Here is a 15,880-nt window from a genome sequence, read left to right as displayed (position 1 = left end):
AAGGACCGATTCCTTGCGGTTAGCATCGGGTCATGCGGCCTGACGGCCGCTTCAATTTAGTGCGCCATGGTCATTTCTCACTGGAACCAGTGTTCACGTGCTTTCATGATCAACGCCTTAGCGGCATCCTCTTCCATTCCGGTCATCTCGACCAGTTCATCCACAGCCAGCTCGGCGAGTTCGTCGCGCGTCTGGATCTGATGTTCGGCCAGCTTGGCGAGCAGGTCGGCGTCCATGCCGTCCAGGCTCTTCAGGTCGAGCGCTACATTTTCGACCTTTTCTTCATTCGCGATTGCCTGCGTCAACAGCGCGTCGCGCGAGCGATTACGCAGTTCGTGGACGGTGTCTTCGTCGAACGCTTCGATTTCGAGCATTTCGTTGAGCGGCACATAGGCAATCTCTTCGAGGCTCGTAAAGCCTTCGTCGATCAGGATGTCAGCGACTTCTTCGTCGACATCGAGACGCGCCATGAACAGGTCACGCAAAACGCCACGTTCCTGATTCTGCTTTTGCGCAGATTCGTCCGGCGTCATGATGTTGATCTGCCAGCCGGTGAGTTCGCTGGCAAGACGCACGTTCTGGCCGCTGCGGCCGATCGCGACCGCCAGTTCGTTTTCGTCTACGACGACGTCCATCGAATGTTTTTCTTCATCGACGACGATCGACTGGACGGCTGCCGGCGCGAGCGCGCCGATCACAAACTGTGCGGGATCCTCCGACCATAGCACGATGTCGACGTTTTCGCCACCGAGCTCGTTACGCACCGCCTGCACGCGCGAACCGCGAATGCCGACGCAGGTGCCGATCGGATCGATACGCTTGTCGTACGCGACCACACCGATCTTGGCGCGCACGCCCGGATCGCGCGCGGCCGCCTTGATTTCCAGCAGGCCTTGTTCGATTTCCGGCACTTCCATCTCGAACAGCTTCATCAGGAACTCGGGCGCCGTACGCGACAGTTCGATCTGCGGACCGCGCGCGGTGCGATCGACCTTCGCGATGTAGGCGCGCACGCGGTCGCCCACGCGCAGGTTTTCCTTCGGAATCAGCTGGTCGCGGCGCAGCAGCGCTTCGACACGGCCGGTTTCGACAATGAAGTTGCCCTTGTCGAGACGCTTCACCGAGCCGGTCATGATGTGCTCGCCGCGCTCGAGGAAGTCGTTCAGAATCTGTTCACGTTCAGCGTCGCGCACCTTCTGCAGGATCACCTGCTTGGCGGCCTGCGCGCCGATACGGCCGAACTCGATCGACGGCACCGGTTCCTCGATGAACTCGTCGAGTTGAATCTCGGGCTTCTGTTCGCGTGCTTCGAACAGCAGGATTTCCTGATCCGGCTCCTGCAAACCGGCTTCGTCCGGCACCACTTTCCAGCGTCGAAACGTTTCGTGTTCGCCGCTTTCACGATCGATCTGGACGCGAATATCCGCGTCTTCTTCGAAGAGTTTCTTGGAGGCCGAAGCGAGGGCCGCCTCGAGCGCGGCAAATACCACGTCTTTGTCGACGTTCTTCTCGCGTGCCAGCGCATCCACCAGCATCAACACTTCGCGACTCATTGTTTGCGGCTCCTAAAGTCAAACTTCGGAACGAGGCGTGCCTTATCGATATCCGCGAGCGTGAAATCGAGCATCGCGGCGCCTTCCTTCCCTTCAAATTCCAGACCGATCGTCTCGTCTTGCGGAGCATGCAGGATGCCCCGGTACGATTTCCGTCCGTCCAATGGCTTTTTCAATGTGATTACCACTTCGCTGCCTGCGAAGCGTTCAAAATCCGCCAGTTTTTTCAGCGGGCGGTCGAGCCCCGGCGACGATACTTCAAGCCGCTCGTAATCGATATTTTCGACCGTCAAAACGTGCTGGAGCTGACGCGTGACTTTCTCGCAGTCTTCGATCGCGATGCCGGCCGGCTGGTCGATATAGATACACAACATGCCGCGCCCGGTGCGCTCGAGATCGACGAGCTCGTAGCCGAGTCCCACGACCGTGGTTTCAATCAGTTCCGTCAGTTGCACAGTGCCCTCTTAGATGTTCGCGCAGCGAGCCTGCCGCTTGTTTTGCAAACAACCAATGCGGGCCGCGCGCCAAGCCGGCGCACGTTCGTGCTACCCGAGATGCCGAACCACTGAGAACTGCGCGGCAAAAAAAAATGGGCTAAACGCCCATCATCTTATTGCCGGTGGTCGCACCTGAGCCGCACATAAAAAGCCGCACGCCCAGCGACTCCGCGATTGTAGCCATTTTTCGGGACAAACGCAAACCGCAGAACGCCGCCCAACGCGCTTTTCCGCTTGATTTCATGGGAATCTTTCAACGATATGACGGCGCTTCGGGGCTTTTGCAAGGCGGCTGACGCCGCCCTGAACCCGCACCGGACAAGCGGGGCAGATGAAATCCGCCCCCACTTCTCTTTACACCGCGGTTTTATGCGTCACATGAAATGTGAGCGGCGCCGGGCTAATGCCTTTCGTCGATCGACTCTGCCGGTCGCTGGCGAAAGATCCTTGAAAAAGATCCGCGGCTGACCGCCACGCATGACCGGCGTGGTGCTTAACGACCGCGCGAACGGCCGCGAGGGGCGCCGCCGCTACGATTGGCGCCGCCGGCGTTGCCGCCGCCCGCACGGTTGCCGGCACCGCCGCGATTCCCGCCCGGCCCGCGATTGCCACCGCCGCTACCCGGATTGGGACCGCCGCTGCCGCCGGCGCGCTTGCCGCCGCCAGCCGCACGGTTGCCACTGCCGGACGGTGCGCGATTGCCATCGACTTCACGGCCGCCACGCGGGCCGCCCGCGCCGCCGCCCATCGGGCCACTGAACCCACCGGCGCCGCGCGCGCCGCCGCGATTGCCGTAGCCACCGCCGAAACCTGAGCCCGCACCACCACCGAAGCCACCGCCCGCCGCACCTCGCCGTCCCTGGCCCTGGCCACGCGGCTGTTGCTGGTCGAAACGGCCATGCGACATCAGCACGGGTTCGCGGCCGATGAAGCCCATCGACGTCTGCATCGGATCCGGCTGCTTGCGCTCCGGCGCTTCCCGGCGACCGCCCTTTTCTTCCGCCGGAGCCTTCAGGCCGACCGACGCCATCAGCGCGCGCACCTGGTTGTCCTCGAGCTCTTCCCAGCGGCCGCGCTTGAGACCCTTGGGCAGCGAGATCGGGCCGTGACGGGTACGAATCAGGCGGCTGACCATCAGGCCGGCCGCTTCAAACATACGACGCACTTCGCGGTTGCGCCCTTCGGCGAGCGCGACGTGATACCAGTGATTCGTGCCTTCGCCGCCGCCGTCGCGGATACGCAGGAAGTTCGCGGGGCCGTCTTCCAGCTCGACGCCGTTCAGCAGCTTCTGACGCATGCCTTCGGCCAGTTCGCCGACCACGCGCACCGCATATTCACGCTCGACGCTATAACGCGGGTGCATGAAACGGTTCGCCAGATCGCCCGACGTGGTCAGCATCAGCAGACCTTCGGTGTTGAAGTCGAGACGGCCGACCGCGAGCCACTTGGCGGTTTTCATCGGCGGCAGATTGTCGAACACCGACGCACGACCTTCCGGATCCGCGTGGCTGACGATTTCGCCGGTCGGCTTGTGATACAGCAGCACGCGCGGCGGCTTGTTGGCCAGCTTGCGCTTGACCGGCTTGCCGTTGATGCGAACCTGGTCGGTCGGCATGATGCGCTGGCCGATGTGAGCCGGCTCGCCGTTCACCGACACGCGGCCGGCGACGATCAGTTCTTCCATGTCGCGGCGCGAACCCATGCCGGCTTCGGCCAGCACCTTGTGCAGCTTCGGCGCGTCGTCGTCAGCGGCGAGCACGCGCTTGGGCGCGGCCGGCTTGCCACGGCGCAGCATCGGCGCGCGCACGCCGCCGGTGGTGCTGTTGTCCGCGTCGAACGCGGGCGATGTGACGTACGAGAACAGATCGTCCTGACCCGCGACTGCCGCGGCCGCCGGCGCTTCACCGCCGCGGCGGCTGTTCTGACGCTGGCCGCCTTCACGCGGCTGACGCTCGCGTTGACCTTCACGCTGACCTTCGCGCGGCGCACCGTCACGCGGTGCGCCCTCGCGCTTCGCGCCGCCCGCATTGCGGCGCGGCCCTTGACCCTTGGCGCCCGCGTCCTTGCGCGGCATACGCACTTGCGCGACGACTTCGCCGTCCGGCGGCGCCTCGGTGACGACCGGCGCCCCTTGCGCGGGCGCGCCTTCGGCGCCCTTCGTCTTCGCGCCGGCGCGACGCCGGGCGATCAGGCTGCGCGGGCCGCGACGCAGGCCGCGGCGCGGACGGTCTTCGCCGTCTGCTTCCGTGGTCTGCGCCGGGCGTTCGCCCTCGCCTGCCGACGCTTGCTTGGTGCGCGTTTCGTCAGCGCGCGCCGACGGCACGGCGCGCTCGGATTCGGACGAATCGGTGTCGTGGGTATGTGTCAAAACAACCTCAAAATGTCAGGTCGCGCACGCCCATTGCGGGCGTGGCAAAAAAAGTTCGGTTACGTCAGGCGCTGCGCGACTCGGGTTCGTCGTCGGTCAGAATGCCTGCGTCCTGCGCCGCATCGCGACGATCCAGAGGATCGCCGTGCGCCGCCTTGGTCGGGTTCGGCTCGGCGGCGTGCTCCGTATTGCGGAGTACGCCCGAGTCGTGCGCGGGTATTGCCGGATCGGCCTGGGAGACCGGATCGTGATTCTCTGCGGACTCGGCGACGCCGGTCTGCGGTACAACGTTCGCCGGGTGCGCAGCCTCAGTCTGTTCCCGCGCGGCCGGCGTGGCAGCGGCGTCCGTATGCGCTCCGGATGATGCCGATGCGTTTTGCGCGGCGACTTCCACTGCGCTGTCGGTCGCCTGTGCCGATTCCACCGGCTCAGCGTGCTGCGTCTCGTGCGCTTCAGCAAGCTTGTCAGCGATTTCTGTTCCTGACGCCTTGTTCAGTGCTCCAAGCGGGCTGTCAGCGGCATGGCCAACTGCGTCGGCGGAGTCGGATTGCGGCGCTTCGCTCGTGGCTTGCGGAATATTCTCCGGCTCGCCATCGGCAGTTGCGCTCACAAGCTCATCTGCAACAGCGCCTGCTTCAACTATCACACCGGAATCCACCTGCTCTTCTTCCGGAGCCGAAACCTGCGCGACATCGGCGTCGGCGAACTCGATCGCGTGCTGGCCGAGCAGATCCGCGTTCAACTGCGCCGACGGATCGGAGAGCGGCGGCAATTCGTCCAACGCCGTCAGCCCGAGGTCGTCGAGGAATTGCCGCGTGGTCGCGTACAGTGCCGGGCGACCCGGCACGTCACGATGACCGATCACTTCGATCCAGCCGCGATCTTCGAGCTGCTTGACGACCTGCGTATTCACCGTGACGCCGCGAATCTCTTCAATGTCGCCACGCGTCACCGGTTGCCGGTATGCAATGATCGCGAGCGTTTCGAGTACCGCGCGCGAATATTTCGGCGGTTTCTCAGGATGCAAACGATCCAGATACGAGCGCATCGCGGGCTTGCTTTGAAATCGCCAGCCCGACGCCAGCCCGACCAACTCCACACCGCGCCCAGACCAGTCCTGCTTGAGGTCTTCGAGCAACGTCCGAACGGTGTCTGCCGACACGCCGTCGGCAAAGAGCTTGCGCAACTCGCCGAGCTTTAACGGCTCCTGCGCGCAGATCAAGGCAGTCTCGAGGACGATCTTCGCCTCTTGGGTATTCATGCAGCTAGGTCAGACCCTGTGGTCAAAGAACCGGATCAAACAGACGATGTGGAACTGAAGACGCGCTCGCCCGATTCTGATCGGTCATATTGATGGGAGCACGCACCGGGGGGAGGCGAAACAGACAATCGAACCAAACCCAGCCGGACGGAGCAGCGATATTCCTGAAGGGAACCGCGTGACTGAGCGCCATATTACGCAAAAACAATCAGTGCGTAAAGACGAAATCCCCCGCGCATTTTCCAACCACGGCCTCGCGGACGTGCTTTAGTGAAAAAGCGGGCTTAATTTGGTAAAAACCCTTTTTTTCGCCGATCTTCGCCTGGTTGGCTCAATAGCTTCAGGCGGCCACCTTTTCCGCCACGTGTTCATTGTGCCGTTGCATGTTCCCTCAAGAACCGTTTCAGGCGCTCGACGCCGGCGTCCAGCCGCGCCGTGTCGCAGGCGTAGCACCAGCGCACGAAGCCCTCGCCTTGCGGACCGAACGCGCTGCCCGGCGCCACGCCGAGCCCGACATCACGCACCATCGCCTTGCAAAGCTCCAGACTGCGCGAGGCGCCCGGCATCGAGAAAAACAGATACATCGCGCCGGGCGGCGCCTTGACGTCGACACCGGGCATCGGGGCGAGCGCGCTCACCAGATGGTCGCGCGACGCCTTCAGATCGCGCACCAGTTCCTGCGTGAAGCGCTCGCCCTGCTCGATGGCCGCAATGCCCGCCTGCTGCACGAAGGCCGGCGCGCACGAAGTGTTGTACTCGACGAGCTTGCCCAGATCGTCCATCAACGCGGCCGGCGCGACGATCCAGCCGAGCCGCCAGCCTGTCATCAACCAGGCCTTCGAAAATGAATTGACGCAGATCACGCGTTCGTCTCGGGTGGCCAGATCGAGGAATGACGGCGCCGTGCGCGAGGGCGCCCCGGCCGCGCCGGGCTCGGCGTCCGCATAGTAAAGGCGTTCGTAGACCTCGTCCGCGACGATCCAGATGCCGTGGCGCCGGCAATGCGCCAGCACGGCACGCTGCTCGTCGCGGCTCATCACCCAGCCCGTCGGATTGTTCGGCGAGTTGATCAGGAGCATTTTCGTGTCGGGCGTCAACGCTGCCAGCAGTTGCCCGAGGTCGAGTTGCCAGCCGCGCTCGCCGTAACCGAGCGCGACCGTTTCGACATGCGCGCCGAGAATCTTCGGAATCTCGACCAGATTCGGCCAGAGCGGCGTGACCGCGACGACGCGGTCGCCCGCGCCCACTACGAGTTGCGCCGCGAGCATCAGCGCATTCACGCCCGCGCTCGTCACCGCGATGTGCTGCGCCGACGTCGCGCCGTGCAGGTCGCTGACATAGCCCGCCAGCGCGGCGCGCAGCGGAGCGATGCCGAGGTTGTGCGTGTAGAACGTCGCGCCGGCCGCGAGCGACGCGCTAGCGGCGTCGCGGATGAAGGCGGGCGTGACGCGGTCGGATTCGCCGAACCAGAACGGCAGCACGTCGGCGACGCCGAAACCGGCGTTGGCGACTTCGCGGATCTGCGAAGGACGCAGTGCGCGCACGGCATCGCGCGCGTTCGGGATGGATGGCACAGGCAGGTCCGATTCGCTCATCGAGTCTTCCAGACGGGTGAAGGGCATGGGTTGAACTTCAGCAGAGGCGATAGTTTAGCTTGGTGCGTCTTTTCGGGAACGCGAAACCGCCGGATGAGAATGCGTGGCGGACGATTGGTCGCAGATGGGGCGCGGCCAGGCGCCATGCTTCGAGAGCCGCGCCGGTCGCCCCGTCGCACCGCCCGAGCCCAGGGTATCGCACTCGTCGCGCCGCCGCGCGTTCTACCCACGGGAACATCGCACTCCCTACGCGGCCGCGCATTCGCCACTCCCTGGAACATCGCGCACCTTCGACAACCACGAACTAGTTCAAATCCTCCGCCCTCCCCGGCAACTGGCGAATCAGTCCCCATACCGCCTCCGCCGCCGGCGACAGCGAGCGGTCGCGCCGCCGCACCAGCTCGACCGTACGCTCCGCGCGCGGCTCGAGCGGCCGGGCTACCAGCGCCGCGCCCGCAGGTAGCGGCAAGGCCAGCCAGGGCAGCACGCTCACGCCGACACCCGCCTCGACCAGCCCAAAAACGGTCGCGGAATGCCCCAGCTCCTGCACCACCGTGGCGCTCACGCCGTATTCCTGCATCGCCGCGTCGATGATCGGCCGGCTGCCCGATGCGTAATCGAGCATTACGAGCTGCTGGCCGTCCAGGTCAGTCCACGCCACCTGCTCCTGCGCCGCTAATGGATGATCGTCGCGCGAAACGATGCAGAACGAATCCGTCATCAGCGATTCGCTTAGCAGGTCGTCCGCGGAAAACGGGCCGATGACCACGCCGAAGTCCACCTCGCCCGACTTGACCTTGCGCACTACGTCGCTCTGCACGTCGTCGCGCAAGCCGAGCGCGATGTAGGGGAATTGCTGCCCGCACGAGGCCACCACGCGCGGCATGAGCCGGCATGCCACCGTCGGGCTGGCGGCCACCACCACGCGCCCGCGGCGCTGTTCACCGATTTCGCGGATTTCGCGCAGCGCGTCGTCAAGGTCGGTCAGCAGACGCGACACGCTCGACACCAGGTTGGCGCCGACATCCGTGAGTTGCACTTCCCGGGTGGTGCGGTCGATCAGCTTCAGGCCGATCTCGCTCTCCAGTTCCCGCACGCAGCGGCTGACTGCTGACTGCGTCAGGCCGATTTCATCGCCGGCGCGGCTGAAGCTCTGCAGACGGGCGACCTCGATGAAAACCCTTAGCTGGCGCAGCGTGACATTCATTTACCGACCTCATCAATTGCATCATTTGATGCGCATTGTAAGGCTAAAGACAGTACCCACCTCCTTTTCGCAGGTTCGCTGCAATGCAGCAATAAGGCGCAAACGCACGCTGGTCGGGCCTGATTGCACAAGATTGGTGATTGTCCCGATTTGCGAGATGGGTTTTTTGGATTCTTATACGCCCCTAGCTAGCGCCCGCGCTGGCCCGCTGTCACAGGGCTTTCAGGCGGTTGGACTCAACTTGGCACACTTCCTGCATTTACATGCACACAAGGGTCGGCGCCATGATTCTGACTGCATAGCAGACCGTGGCAAGCCCGACCCTCCTTGGCACTCGCCTATCGAGTGCATGGAGAGTGCGCGGCGCGGGGCAGCGCACCGGAGTTAGCTTCGCTGAGGTGAAACATGATGCTGTTCGACGATTTGAGAGACAACGAGTGGGCGCTGGTCGAGGCGTTGTTCTGTGCGGAGCCCGCACGGAGCGAACGGCGCGGTCGGCCACGCGTGGAAGCGCGCGCGGTTGTCAACGCCGTGCTGTGGGTGCTGTCGACGGGCGAAGGCTGGTCCAAACTGCCGGGCCGCTATCCGTCGCCGCCGACTTGCCGCCGCCGTTTCGACGAGTGGCAAGCCGATGGTACGCTCGCCGAAATAGTTAAGCGACTCGGCACGAGCGGCCGTGAAATTTCGCTGCGCGGCCGGATTGGCGCGACCGCCGCGAAACCGCCGGCACCGCCGAGCCGTGACCGCCTGCGTGGCGCATTCTGGACCAATCCGGAATCGTGGCGCGCGCCGGTCAAGATGGCCTGACGCATACTGCTTTTCCTCCGGGCGCCTGCGGGCGCCCGGCATGTATCAAACCCAGGTCGCGCGTCTTCGTGCACGCCTGCCTGATATGGGCACCGCTCCCGGCGCGCCCAACACAGTCGTCCCTTCCCGCCGCACCCAGCTTGCGCGCTGCTTCAGACGTCTGAAGCGGCGCCATCGTTGCGGGTGAAACATCCATTTACTATTACTTACAGCGTGCTTTCGTGACTGGGCATACCTTATATGTATGCAAACAGGCCTTGTTGATCGGCTTGACGGGAGCTCAGCATGAAACCAATGTCACTGCTTCTGTGCGGCATTGTCGTTTCATCAATGGCCGCACCGGCGCTCGCTCAAGAGCGCCAACAGGCCTGGAACTGGAGGCCGGATCGTCCGGCTACCATCGAAGCCTGGCAGCAAAGCGATACCCGCGCCCGCGACTTCACACCGCCGGCGCCACGTGGGGATTTGCGTGGCGATATCGCCAGCAATGTGCGTACGCGGCCGGAGCCGCCTCGCCCGGATCCGACACGCCGGCGTTAGGCGGAGCCGGACGTGCGCAGCGGCCGTGCGCAGTGCCGGCGAAGTTCCGCAGCGCATATTGAGTAATTGGGGGAACCACCGCGCGTCGTACCAGTCTGATTTAACGCCATTAGCACAGCGTGGCAGTAGTAATTCCGGTACGCCCGTATCCTCGCGATACGGGCTTTTTTTTGCGCTGTCCTTACGCAAATCGCACCGCCCGCGGGCACGCACGACACACGGCGCAACGCAGCGCAATGAACCGAAGACCGAGCAATGGGGACGCCGCCAGCCGCTCGAGGCGGCCGGTAACAACGCCTGCCAGCCCGCCTGACCTAAGGCCGGACTTCGAGCGCGGCGGTAGGCCGCGTGTCGGCGGTGGCGACGACGTAGTCGTTCATGCGCTGCGCTGTCCAGCTGAGCAGACGTTCGTCATGGGCGAGTCGTGCAAACTCGGCTCTGCCGCGCTCCGTGAGCACGGCGATATCGACAGGTGCGTGAAAGCCCGGAGCCGGCGCGACAGTGCGCTGCCGAACGGTGTCCATCAAGCCTAGTGCGCGAAGATATTGGAAAACACCCGGCCTTCTAGCCCATGGGACCTGGCGATATTGCGCCCGCCGCAGCGCTTCAAGTACCGCTTCGTTGGAATACGTGGTCATCTCACTTCTTTCTTAAAGTGCAGCTATGACACATTTATGCCCAACACGTCACCGCGCCACCAGTGACGCGCGTAGCACCCGCCCTTGGCTGGAAGCTGACTGCAACGTGTGCAGTCGAATTCCGCCAGGTGCTGCCTGGTCTCGTTTCGGAACCCCCGTCTGAACGGCATGTTAGCGTTCTGTCCACGAGCCGACGATGCAACCGCTGCGGCGCGATAGCAAGCCCATGGATTTGTCCCGAAAGACATACGTTACCCCATTTAAATTGATTCTATTCACTTTATTAGCGCTTTTTTTTGCAGCAATCGTGCTATGGAAGGGCGCCCGCCGCCCTCTCGCCATCTGCATGGTCGCCTTCTTCTGGCTGCTCGCCTCAGGCTGGCTCACCGCACCCTTGCTACGGTTGGCGCAGCCGCACTGGCGGACGGAGACGCCGGCCACGTTCGCGCCGCGCACCGCGATCATCATGCTGGGCGGCGGCACAATCTACGGCGACGACCACGTCCTCATGCCTCCACGCGACGTGCTGGCGCGCATTGCGGCGAGCGCCGAGTACTACGCCGCCTGCAAACGCGCGGCCCATACGTGCCATGTGATCGTGAGCGGCGGCAATCCGCAGCGGCATCGCGCGACCGAAGCCGACACGTATCTGCCTTACCTGCTGCGTCGGCAAGTGCCGCGCGCCGACATCGTGCTGGAAAACAGCAGCCGCACGACCTACGAGAATGCACGCAACGTCTCCAGCATTCTGCAGGGCTCGCGTTACGATTCGCTGATCCTTATCACCTCGGCCTATCAGATGCCGCGCGCTCTGCTCGACTTCCACCGCTTCGGCCTCGCGCCGCAGCCGATGATCTCGAACGCGATCGGCGCACGTCTTGGTGTACTCCCGCGATATGACAATCTGGCGAGCGCGGAGATCGCGTTGCACGAATTGATTGGCATCGCGCAATTTCACGTCTATCGCGCGATTGGCTGGTTCTGAAATTCGAGTCGCATGACAAAACGATTATTTAGAGATGCCAACCATGTGCCTGAGTGGTGATACGTCGTGACGACCTCCCGCGCCAGTCAACACGCATCGCAATCGGCACCCCGAACGTAACCAAATGTAACGAATTGTCATTGGAGTCACAAAACCCTCTGTTGGAGCGGATATTGCTGGCTAGAATGCATTGTCTTTCCGTTTGGACAGGCAAGTACTCAGGTCCACAACCACTCTGCGGAGGTAGCAATGAAGAAAGTGTCCCTGGCGATCCTGGTTTCCCTCAGTGCCGTAACGGGCGCGGCCTATGCGCAGGACAACGGCGTCATGATGAGCACCGATCCGGCCAAGGCCGCCGACGTCGAGCAGCGTGCGCAAGATTTGCAAAACCGTCAGCAAGCAATGGACAGCGCACCGGCCATGCCGATGAAGCACCACAAGGGAAGCATGCATCACAAGAAAGCGCCCAAGGCCGACGCCGGCTCGTAAGCATAGCCACCCAACTCACCCGCGGCCCCGCCGCGAGCGAGCAAAAGCCGAAGCCGGCGCCGCCGGCTTCGGCTTTTTGTTGTTTAATGGGTTGGCGAAAGACTCGCCAGACGCGGAGCAGCGCGGCGCGCCGAGCCGGCCCGCGCCGGCGGCTCGAGCCTTGCGGCGCCCGGCGGGCGGTGTGCTAAAGTCGCGCACCGACCGGCGCCTGGCCGGAATCCCCTAACCCGTGCGCACCTTGGTGCGGAGGACAGCATGAGCAACATTCAGCTTGATATCGAATGGACTGAAGCAGCATCTCGCAAAATCGAAAAACTGATGCCGCGCGGCGGTCAGGAAGCGTTTCTGGCGCTGCCGCCCGTCGAATGCCTGCCGATGGAAGGCGATGTGCTGTTTCTCGGCCCGGACGGCAAGCAACAGCCGTTCATCGTCGCGGAACGCCAGTATCACCATGACGGCGACGCCGACTGGACCATCATCCTGATTCTCGACGTTCCGCAAGCCACGCATTAACGGCACAAACAGCACAAACGGCGAACGTCGCGCCGGGCCGCTCGTGCCCGGCAGCGCGCTCTTCGTTGTGCAATTCGCCTGAAGGTTCAGGCGATTTTCGACACGCCGCGAATCTCCGCGTGTTCCACCCAGTCTGCCACCGCTTTCCTGTACGCCTCGATGTGTGCCGATTTTGCATGCATCGCGAGCGCTTCCTGGTTTTCCCAACGCTCGACAAACACGAACCGGCGCGGCTCCTGCAGGTCGCGGTGCAGATCGTACTGAAGCGCTCCCCGCTCGTTGCGCGTCGGCCCGACCAGCCCTTCGAGCGCCTGCCGCAGTTGCTCTTCATAGCCCGGCTTCGCCACCGAGATTGCGACCACCGCGATTTCCGACATGCCTGACCTCCTTTTCACGAAAAGCAGCAGCATACCGGGCGCTCGTCAAAGCTGCAGGCGGCCTGCGCGCAAATGAGCGGCGCGCGCGTTCAGGCATCGCCTGCACCGACTCATAACCGGTTCAGCATCCTTCCGTCTGAGTACCGTCCTTGCCTGGAGTTTGGCGGGTGTCCGCTCGCCGCCCTGTTACGCTCGGTTTCATACAGGCGATTGATTGCGCGAGGCGCAACCGGGTTTGCGCGGCAAACGCGCGCAAAACTCACGCCGGACGGCCGGTCGGCGTGGAGATCGGCATCACCGCCGATATGACCCTGCGTCTGTGATTACCCGCACATTCACGCGAATTGCAAACTGATAGACTGGTTTTGACTAATTCGCCGGAGTCCAGCATGGCTGGCATCGCTCTCCGCGTTCCCGGGCTGTATCCGAGCTGCCCTGCGCACGCGTGGGCCGTGCATCCGTTGCGCGTCGCATTGCCTGGCGCGTCCCGTCACCCGTTTGCCGCGATGTCGCCATGTCCGCTCTCTTACCCGCCTTTATGCCATCCGTCAGCGAATTGACCCTGAGCGGCCTGCTCCCGCATCTGGTCCGGGACGAGTCCGGCTGGACCGCGACGTGGCGCGCGCTGACTTTGCATAGCGTGTTCCAGCCGGTGCTGTCGGTGACGCACCAGCGCGTGGTCGGCTATGAGGGCTTACTGCGTGCCTTCGATCCGGTCGGTTTGCCGGTCTCGCCCGACGTGCTGTTTTCCGGCACCCGCTCGGCCGCGGACGCCCGCGAACTCGACCGCATCGCGCGCTGCCTGCATGTGGCGAATTTCATGGAGCAAGGCATCAGCACCGGCTGGCTGTTTTTGAACACGCGCCCGCAGGTGTTCGAAACCGGCTGGCCGCAACGCGCGTTCATCGACGAACTGTCGTCGCATTTCGGTCTGCCGCAGGAACGCATTGTGATCGAAGTGCTCGAGCAGCCCGCCGACGACGAATCCGCAGTCGCCAGCATGCTCGCCGCGTCGCAGCCGCGCGATTTCCTGATCGCGATCGACGACTTCGGCACTGGCTTCTCGAATTTCGACCGCGTGTGGCGCTTCCGCCCGGACATCGTCAAACTCGACCGTTCACTGGTCGCGCGCGCCGGCAGGCGCGAAGGCGACGACTCGATGATCGGCCATCTGGTCTCGATGCTGCATCAGTCCGGCACGCTGGTGCTGGCCGAAGGCGTCGAAACCGATGAAGAGCTGATGATCCTGATGGAGGCCGATGTCGATTTCGTGCAGGGTTTCTGGCTCGGCCAGCCGAAGAGTTCCGTGAAGGCGGCCTGCGCCAAGGTGCCGGCGGTGATCGAATCGATGTGGAGCAAGTTCGCGGAGTACGAACGCGAGCATGCCGGCCACCAGCGGCTCGGTTTTGAAGGGTTCGCAGAAGCCGTGCTGAGTGCCGCCGAGACCTACAAGGCCACCGGCGATCTGCGCCAGGCGGCGCAAAAGGTCTGGCATCTGCGCGAGGCACGCCGCGTATTCGTCACCAACGGGCTGGGTGAGCAAACTCTGCCTTCCGTGACGGCCGCCTCGGTGCCGCCGCCTCCGCTACGGCTCGCGCCGCTCTACACCGATACGCGCAGCAACTGGTCGCGGCGCGCCTACTTCAAGCACGCGCTCGCCGCGCCGGGACGCGTCGCCATGATGGGCCCGCACTATTCGCTCGCCGACGGTCAGGACTGCTACACCGCGGCCCTCGCCTTCGAGCACGACGGCCCGCATGTGTTGTGCGTCGATTTCGTGCCGACCGCCACGACCGCCGTGGCGCGCCCTTCTGGACCCGGTCCTTCGGGACGCGGCAGCAAGCGCTAGTCGTCGACGCGGCCGCGGCCGGATTTGATCTCACTGCGTTTGGCTTTCCCGTCGAGACGCCGCAGGTTCGACGCGCGCGTCGGCCGGGTTGCGACGCGCGGCTTGCGCGTGACGCTGACACTTTCGATCAGTTCATCGAGCCGCGCCAGCGCTGCCGCCCGGTTCATCTCCTGCGTCCTGTGCTCCTGCGCCTTGATGATCACCACGCCGTCGCGCGTGAGCCGGTGATCGGACAGCGCGAGCAGGCGCATTTTCAACACTTCCGGCAACGACGATGCCTGCACATCGAAGCGCAGGTGAATGGCGCTCGACACCTTGTTGACGTTCTGGCCACCCGCTCCTTGCGCGCGCACCGCGGTCAGTTCGATTTCGTTCGGCGGGATCGGATAGCGGGATGTCATGACACGAGCTTGAATCGGAAAACATGAGTGTACACAGCGCGTGACCGATCACCGACTACGGACTATCGAGCGCGACTGCCAATGCGAAAAACTATTTGCGTCGAGGCGGGTAGTTCATCGATACTGCGTTTTTCGCTTACAGCGTAAATTCACATGAAGCTCCGCCCAGGGTTTGTGCTGGAACTGGCTGTCAACTTTCTGTTGCCGTGGCTCGCCTACCGGCTTGCGCTGCCGTATCTGGGCGAGACCGGCGCGTTGATCGCGTCAGCCGTGCCGCCGATCGTGTGGAGCCTGATCGAACTCGTGCGGTTTCGGCGCGTGGACGCGCTCAGCGTGATGGTGTTGGCCGGCATCGTACTCTCGGTCGCAGCCATGGCGCTCGGGGGCAGTCCGCGCATGCTGCTGTTGCGCGAGTCGCTGGTATCCGGCGCGATCGGCGTGGTGTTTCTGCTCTCGTTGCCGATGCGCCGCCCGCTGATCTTTTATCTCGCGCGCGCCACCGTCGCGCGCGAAATGGAAGGGGGCGCGGCGCGCTTCGAGGCCCTGTGGCAGGAGCGGCCGGCTCTCGTCAGCGCGATGCGCTTGATGACGCTGGTGTGGGGCGTCGGCCTGACCGGCGAGACGGCGTTGCGTGCGTGGATGGCGCTCACGTGGCCGATCGAGCGCTTCCTCGTGGTATCGCCGTTTATCGGCTACGGCATTTATGGCGGCCTCGCGTTGTGGACGTTCTGGTATCGGAAGACCATGCCTGGCCGGGTCGAGGCGCGTGTGCAGTCGGGTGGCGCGGCTGGTTGAGGGGT

At 63.8% G+C, this 15,880-nt stretch carries 16 protein-coding genes; 7 read left to right on the top strand and 9 right to left on the bottom strand.

Annotated features, from left to right (window positions below; translation table 11 throughout):
* Positions 1 to 77: 77 nt before the first annotated feature.
* The 6 genes from nusA to B0G81_RS32710 form a co-directional block, all read right to left on the bottom strand.
* Positions 78 to 1,553, bottom strand: a complete 1,476-nt coding sequence (nusA, locus tag B0G81_RS32735; RefSeq protein ID WP_012432652.1) for a transcription termination factor NusA — start codon at positions 1,551 to 1,553, stop codon at positions 78 to 80.
* Positions 1,550 to 2,008 (bottom strand): ribosome maturation factor RimP, encoded by a 459-nt coding sequence (rimP, locus tag B0G81_RS32730; RefSeq protein WP_106284567.1) that lies wholly within the window; start codon positions 2,006 to 2,008, stop codon positions 1,550 to 1,552. Before rimP ends, nusA begins: the two co-directional genes overlap by 4 nt.
* Before the next feature lie 535 nt (positions 2,009 to 2,543).
* Positions 2,544 to 4,418, bottom strand: coding sequence for a 23S rRNA pseudouridine(2605) synthase RluB (gene rluB / locus B0G81_RS32725; protein ID WP_134141135.1), 1,875 nt, complete (start codon positions 4,416 to 4,418; stop codon positions 2,544 to 2,546).
* A gap of 64 nt (positions 4,419 to 4,482) precedes the next feature.
* Positions 4,483 to 5,679: an SMC-Scp complex subunit ScpB gene (gene scpB, locus B0G81_RS32720; RefSeq protein ID WP_134141130.1), complete on the bottom strand. Its 1,197-nt coding sequence runs from the start codon at positions 5,677 to 5,679 to the stop codon at positions 4,483 to 4,485.
* A 368-nt stretch (positions 5,680 to 6,047) separates the two neighbouring features.
* Entirely contained in the window at positions 6,048 to 7,274 is a 1,227-nt protein-coding gene (locus B0G81_RS32715) for a pyridoxal phosphate-dependent aminotransferase (protein ID WP_134143278.1), read from the bottom strand.
* A gap of 304 nt (positions 7,275 to 7,578) precedes the next feature.
* Positions 7,579 to 8,481 (bottom strand): LysR family transcriptional regulator, encoded by a 903-nt coding sequence (locus B0G81_RS32710; RefSeq protein WP_134141129.1) that lies wholly within the window; start codon positions 8,479 to 8,481, stop codon positions 7,579 to 7,581.
* Positions 8,482 to 8,886: 405 nt separating this feature from the next.
* Here B0G81_RS32710 and B0G81_RS32705 point away from each other — a divergent pair, with 405 nt between their 5' ends.
* Both B0G81_RS32705 and B0G81_RS32700 read left to right on the top strand, forming a co-directional pair.
* Complete coding sequence (locus B0G81_RS32705; protein ID WP_006052969.1) at positions 8,887 to 9,288, top strand: transposase; 402 nt, start codon at positions 8,887 to 8,889, stop codon at positions 9,286 to 9,288.
* A 285-nt stretch (positions 9,289 to 9,573) separates the two neighbouring features.
* Positions 9,574 to 9,828: a hypothetical protein gene (locus B0G81_RS32700; RefSeq protein WP_134141126.1), complete on the top strand. Its 255-nt coding sequence runs from the start codon at positions 9,574 to 9,576 to the stop codon at positions 9,826 to 9,828.
* A 314-nt stretch (positions 9,829 to 10,142) separates the two neighbouring features.
* Here the strand turns inward: B0G81_RS32700 and B0G81_RS32695 are convergent, their stop codons facing one another.
* The gene (locus B0G81_RS32695) at positions 10,143 to 10,466 is read right to left on the bottom strand and encodes a hypothetical protein (protein ID WP_091794922.1); all 324 of its coding nucleotides are present in this window, start codon (positions 10,464 to 10,466) and stop codon (positions 10,143 to 10,145) included.
* A 346-nt stretch (positions 10,467 to 10,812) separates the two neighbouring features.
* Here B0G81_RS32695 and B0G81_RS32690 point away from each other — a divergent pair, with 346 nt between their 5' ends.
* From B0G81_RS32690 to B0G81_RS32680, 3 genes are all read left to right on the top strand, one after another.
* Positions 10,813 to 11,451, top strand: coding sequence for a YdcF family protein (locus B0G81_RS32690; RefSeq protein ID WP_134143277.1), 639 nt, complete (start codon positions 10,813 to 10,815; stop codon positions 11,449 to 11,451).
* A 249-nt stretch (positions 11,452 to 11,700) separates the two neighbouring features.
* Complete coding sequence (locus B0G81_RS32685) at positions 11,701 to 11,940, top strand: hypothetical protein (protein ID WP_106284560.1); 240 nt, start codon at positions 11,701 to 11,703, stop codon at positions 11,938 to 11,940.
* Between the two features lie 255 nt (positions 11,941 to 12,195).
* Positions 12,196 to 12,453: a hypothetical protein gene (locus B0G81_RS32680; RefSeq protein WP_007182306.1), complete on the top strand. Its 258-nt coding sequence runs from the start codon at positions 12,196 to 12,198 to the stop codon at positions 12,451 to 12,453.
* Between the two features lie 86 nt (positions 12,454 to 12,539).
* Here the strand turns inward: B0G81_RS32680 and B0G81_RS32675 are convergent, their stop codons facing one another.
* Positions 12,540 to 12,830 (bottom strand): putative quinol monooxygenase, encoded by a 291-nt coding sequence (locus B0G81_RS32675; protein ID WP_134141122.1) that lies wholly within the window; start codon positions 12,828 to 12,830, stop codon positions 12,540 to 12,542.
* 514 nt (positions 12,831 to 13,344) lie between these two features.
* Between B0G81_RS32675 and B0G81_RS32670 the strand changes: the two genes are divergently transcribed.
* A complete protein-coding gene (locus B0G81_RS32670; protein WP_243856674.1) occupies positions 13,345 to 14,679 on the top strand; it encodes an EAL domain-containing protein in 1,335 nt (444 codons plus the stop codon).
* Here the strand turns inward: B0G81_RS32670 and arfB are convergent.
* The gene (gene arfB / locus B0G81_RS32665) at positions 14,676 to 15,080 is read right to left on the bottom strand and encodes an alternative ribosome rescue aminoacyl-tRNA hydrolase ArfB (RefSeq protein WP_012432640.1); all 405 of its coding nucleotides are present in this window, start codon (positions 15,078 to 15,080) and stop codon (positions 14,676 to 14,678) included. The two genes, B0G81_RS32670 and arfB, sit on opposite strands and share 4 nt — an antisense overlap.
* 153 nt (positions 15,081 to 15,233) lie before the next feature.
* Between arfB and B0G81_RS32660 the strand changes: the two genes are divergently transcribed.
* Complete coding sequence (locus B0G81_RS32660) at positions 15,234 to 15,875, top strand: VC0807 family protein (protein WP_134141119.1); 642 nt, start codon at positions 15,234 to 15,236, stop codon at positions 15,873 to 15,875.
* The last annotated feature ends 5 nt before the right edge of the window (positions 15,876 to 15,880 follow it).

The organism is Paraburkholderia sp. BL6665CI2N2 (assembly GCF_004366535.1).
In the GTDB taxonomy this organism is placed as follows: domain Bacteria; phylum Pseudomonadota; class Gammaproteobacteria; order Burkholderiales; family Burkholderiaceae; genus Paraburkholderia.
The sequence above is the reverse complement of the archived record's forward strand: the minus strand, read 5'-3'. Positions and strand labels throughout refer to the sequence as shown.

What these genes read in the sequence shown, in the direction of transcription:
- B0G81_RS32710 (WP_134141129.1), bottom strand. Translation starts at nt 8,481, where the DNA reads ATGAATGTCACGCTGCGCCAGCTAAGGGTTTTCATCGAGGTCGCCCGT.
- B0G81_RS32670 (WP_243856674.1), top strand. Translation starts at nt 13,345, where the DNA reads ATGTCCGCTCTCTTACCCGCCTTTATGCCATCCGTCAGCGAATTGACC.
- scpB (WP_134141130.1), bottom strand. Translation starts at nt 5,679, where the DNA reads ATGAATACCCAAGAGGCGAAGATCGTCCTCGAGACTGCCTTGATCTGC.
- arfB (WP_012432640.1), bottom strand. Translation starts at nt 15,080, where the DNA reads ATGACATCCCGCTATCCGATCCCGCCGAACGAAATCGAACTGACCGCG.
- B0G81_RS32705 (WP_006052969.1), top strand. Translation starts at nt 8,887, where the DNA reads ATGATGCTGTTCGACGATTTGAGAGACAACGAGTGGGCGCTGGTCGAG.
- B0G81_RS32680 (WP_007182306.1), top strand. Translation starts at nt 12,196, where the DNA reads ATGAGCAACATTCAGCTTGATATCGAATGGACTGAAGCAGCATCTCGC.
- B0G81_RS32675 (WP_134141122.1), bottom strand. Translation starts at nt 12,830, where the DNA reads ATGTCGGAAATCGCGGTGGTCGCAATCTCGGTGGCGAAGCCGGGCTAT.
- B0G81_RS32695 (WP_091794922.1), bottom strand. Translation starts at nt 10,466, where the DNA reads ATGACCACGTATTCCAACGAAGCGGTACTTGAAGCGCTGCGGCGGGCG.
- B0G81_RS32685 (WP_106284560.1), top strand. Translation starts at nt 11,701, where the DNA reads ATGAAGAAAGTGTCCCTGGCGATCCTGGTTTCCCTCAGTGCCGTAACG.
- B0G81_RS32715 (WP_134143278.1), bottom strand. Translation starts at nt 7,274, where the DNA reads ATGAGCGAATCGGACCTGCCTGTGCCATCCATCCCGAACGCGCGCGAT.
- B0G81_RS32690 (WP_134143277.1), top strand. Translation starts at nt 10,813, where the DNA reads ATGGTCGCCTTCTTCTGGCTGCTCGCCTCAGGCTGGCTCACCGCACCC.
- nusA (WP_012432652.1), bottom strand. Translation starts at nt 1,553, where the DNA reads ATGAGTCGCGAAGTGTTGATGCTGGTGGATGCGCTGGCACGCGAGAAG.
- B0G81_RS32700 (WP_134141126.1), top strand. Translation starts at nt 9,574, where the DNA reads ATGAAACCAATGTCACTGCTTCTGTGCGGCATTGTCGTTTCATCAATG.
- B0G81_RS32660 (WP_134141119.1), top strand. Translation starts at nt 15,234, where the DNA reads ATGAAGCTCCGCCCAGGGTTTGTGCTGGAACTGGCTGTCAACTTTCTG.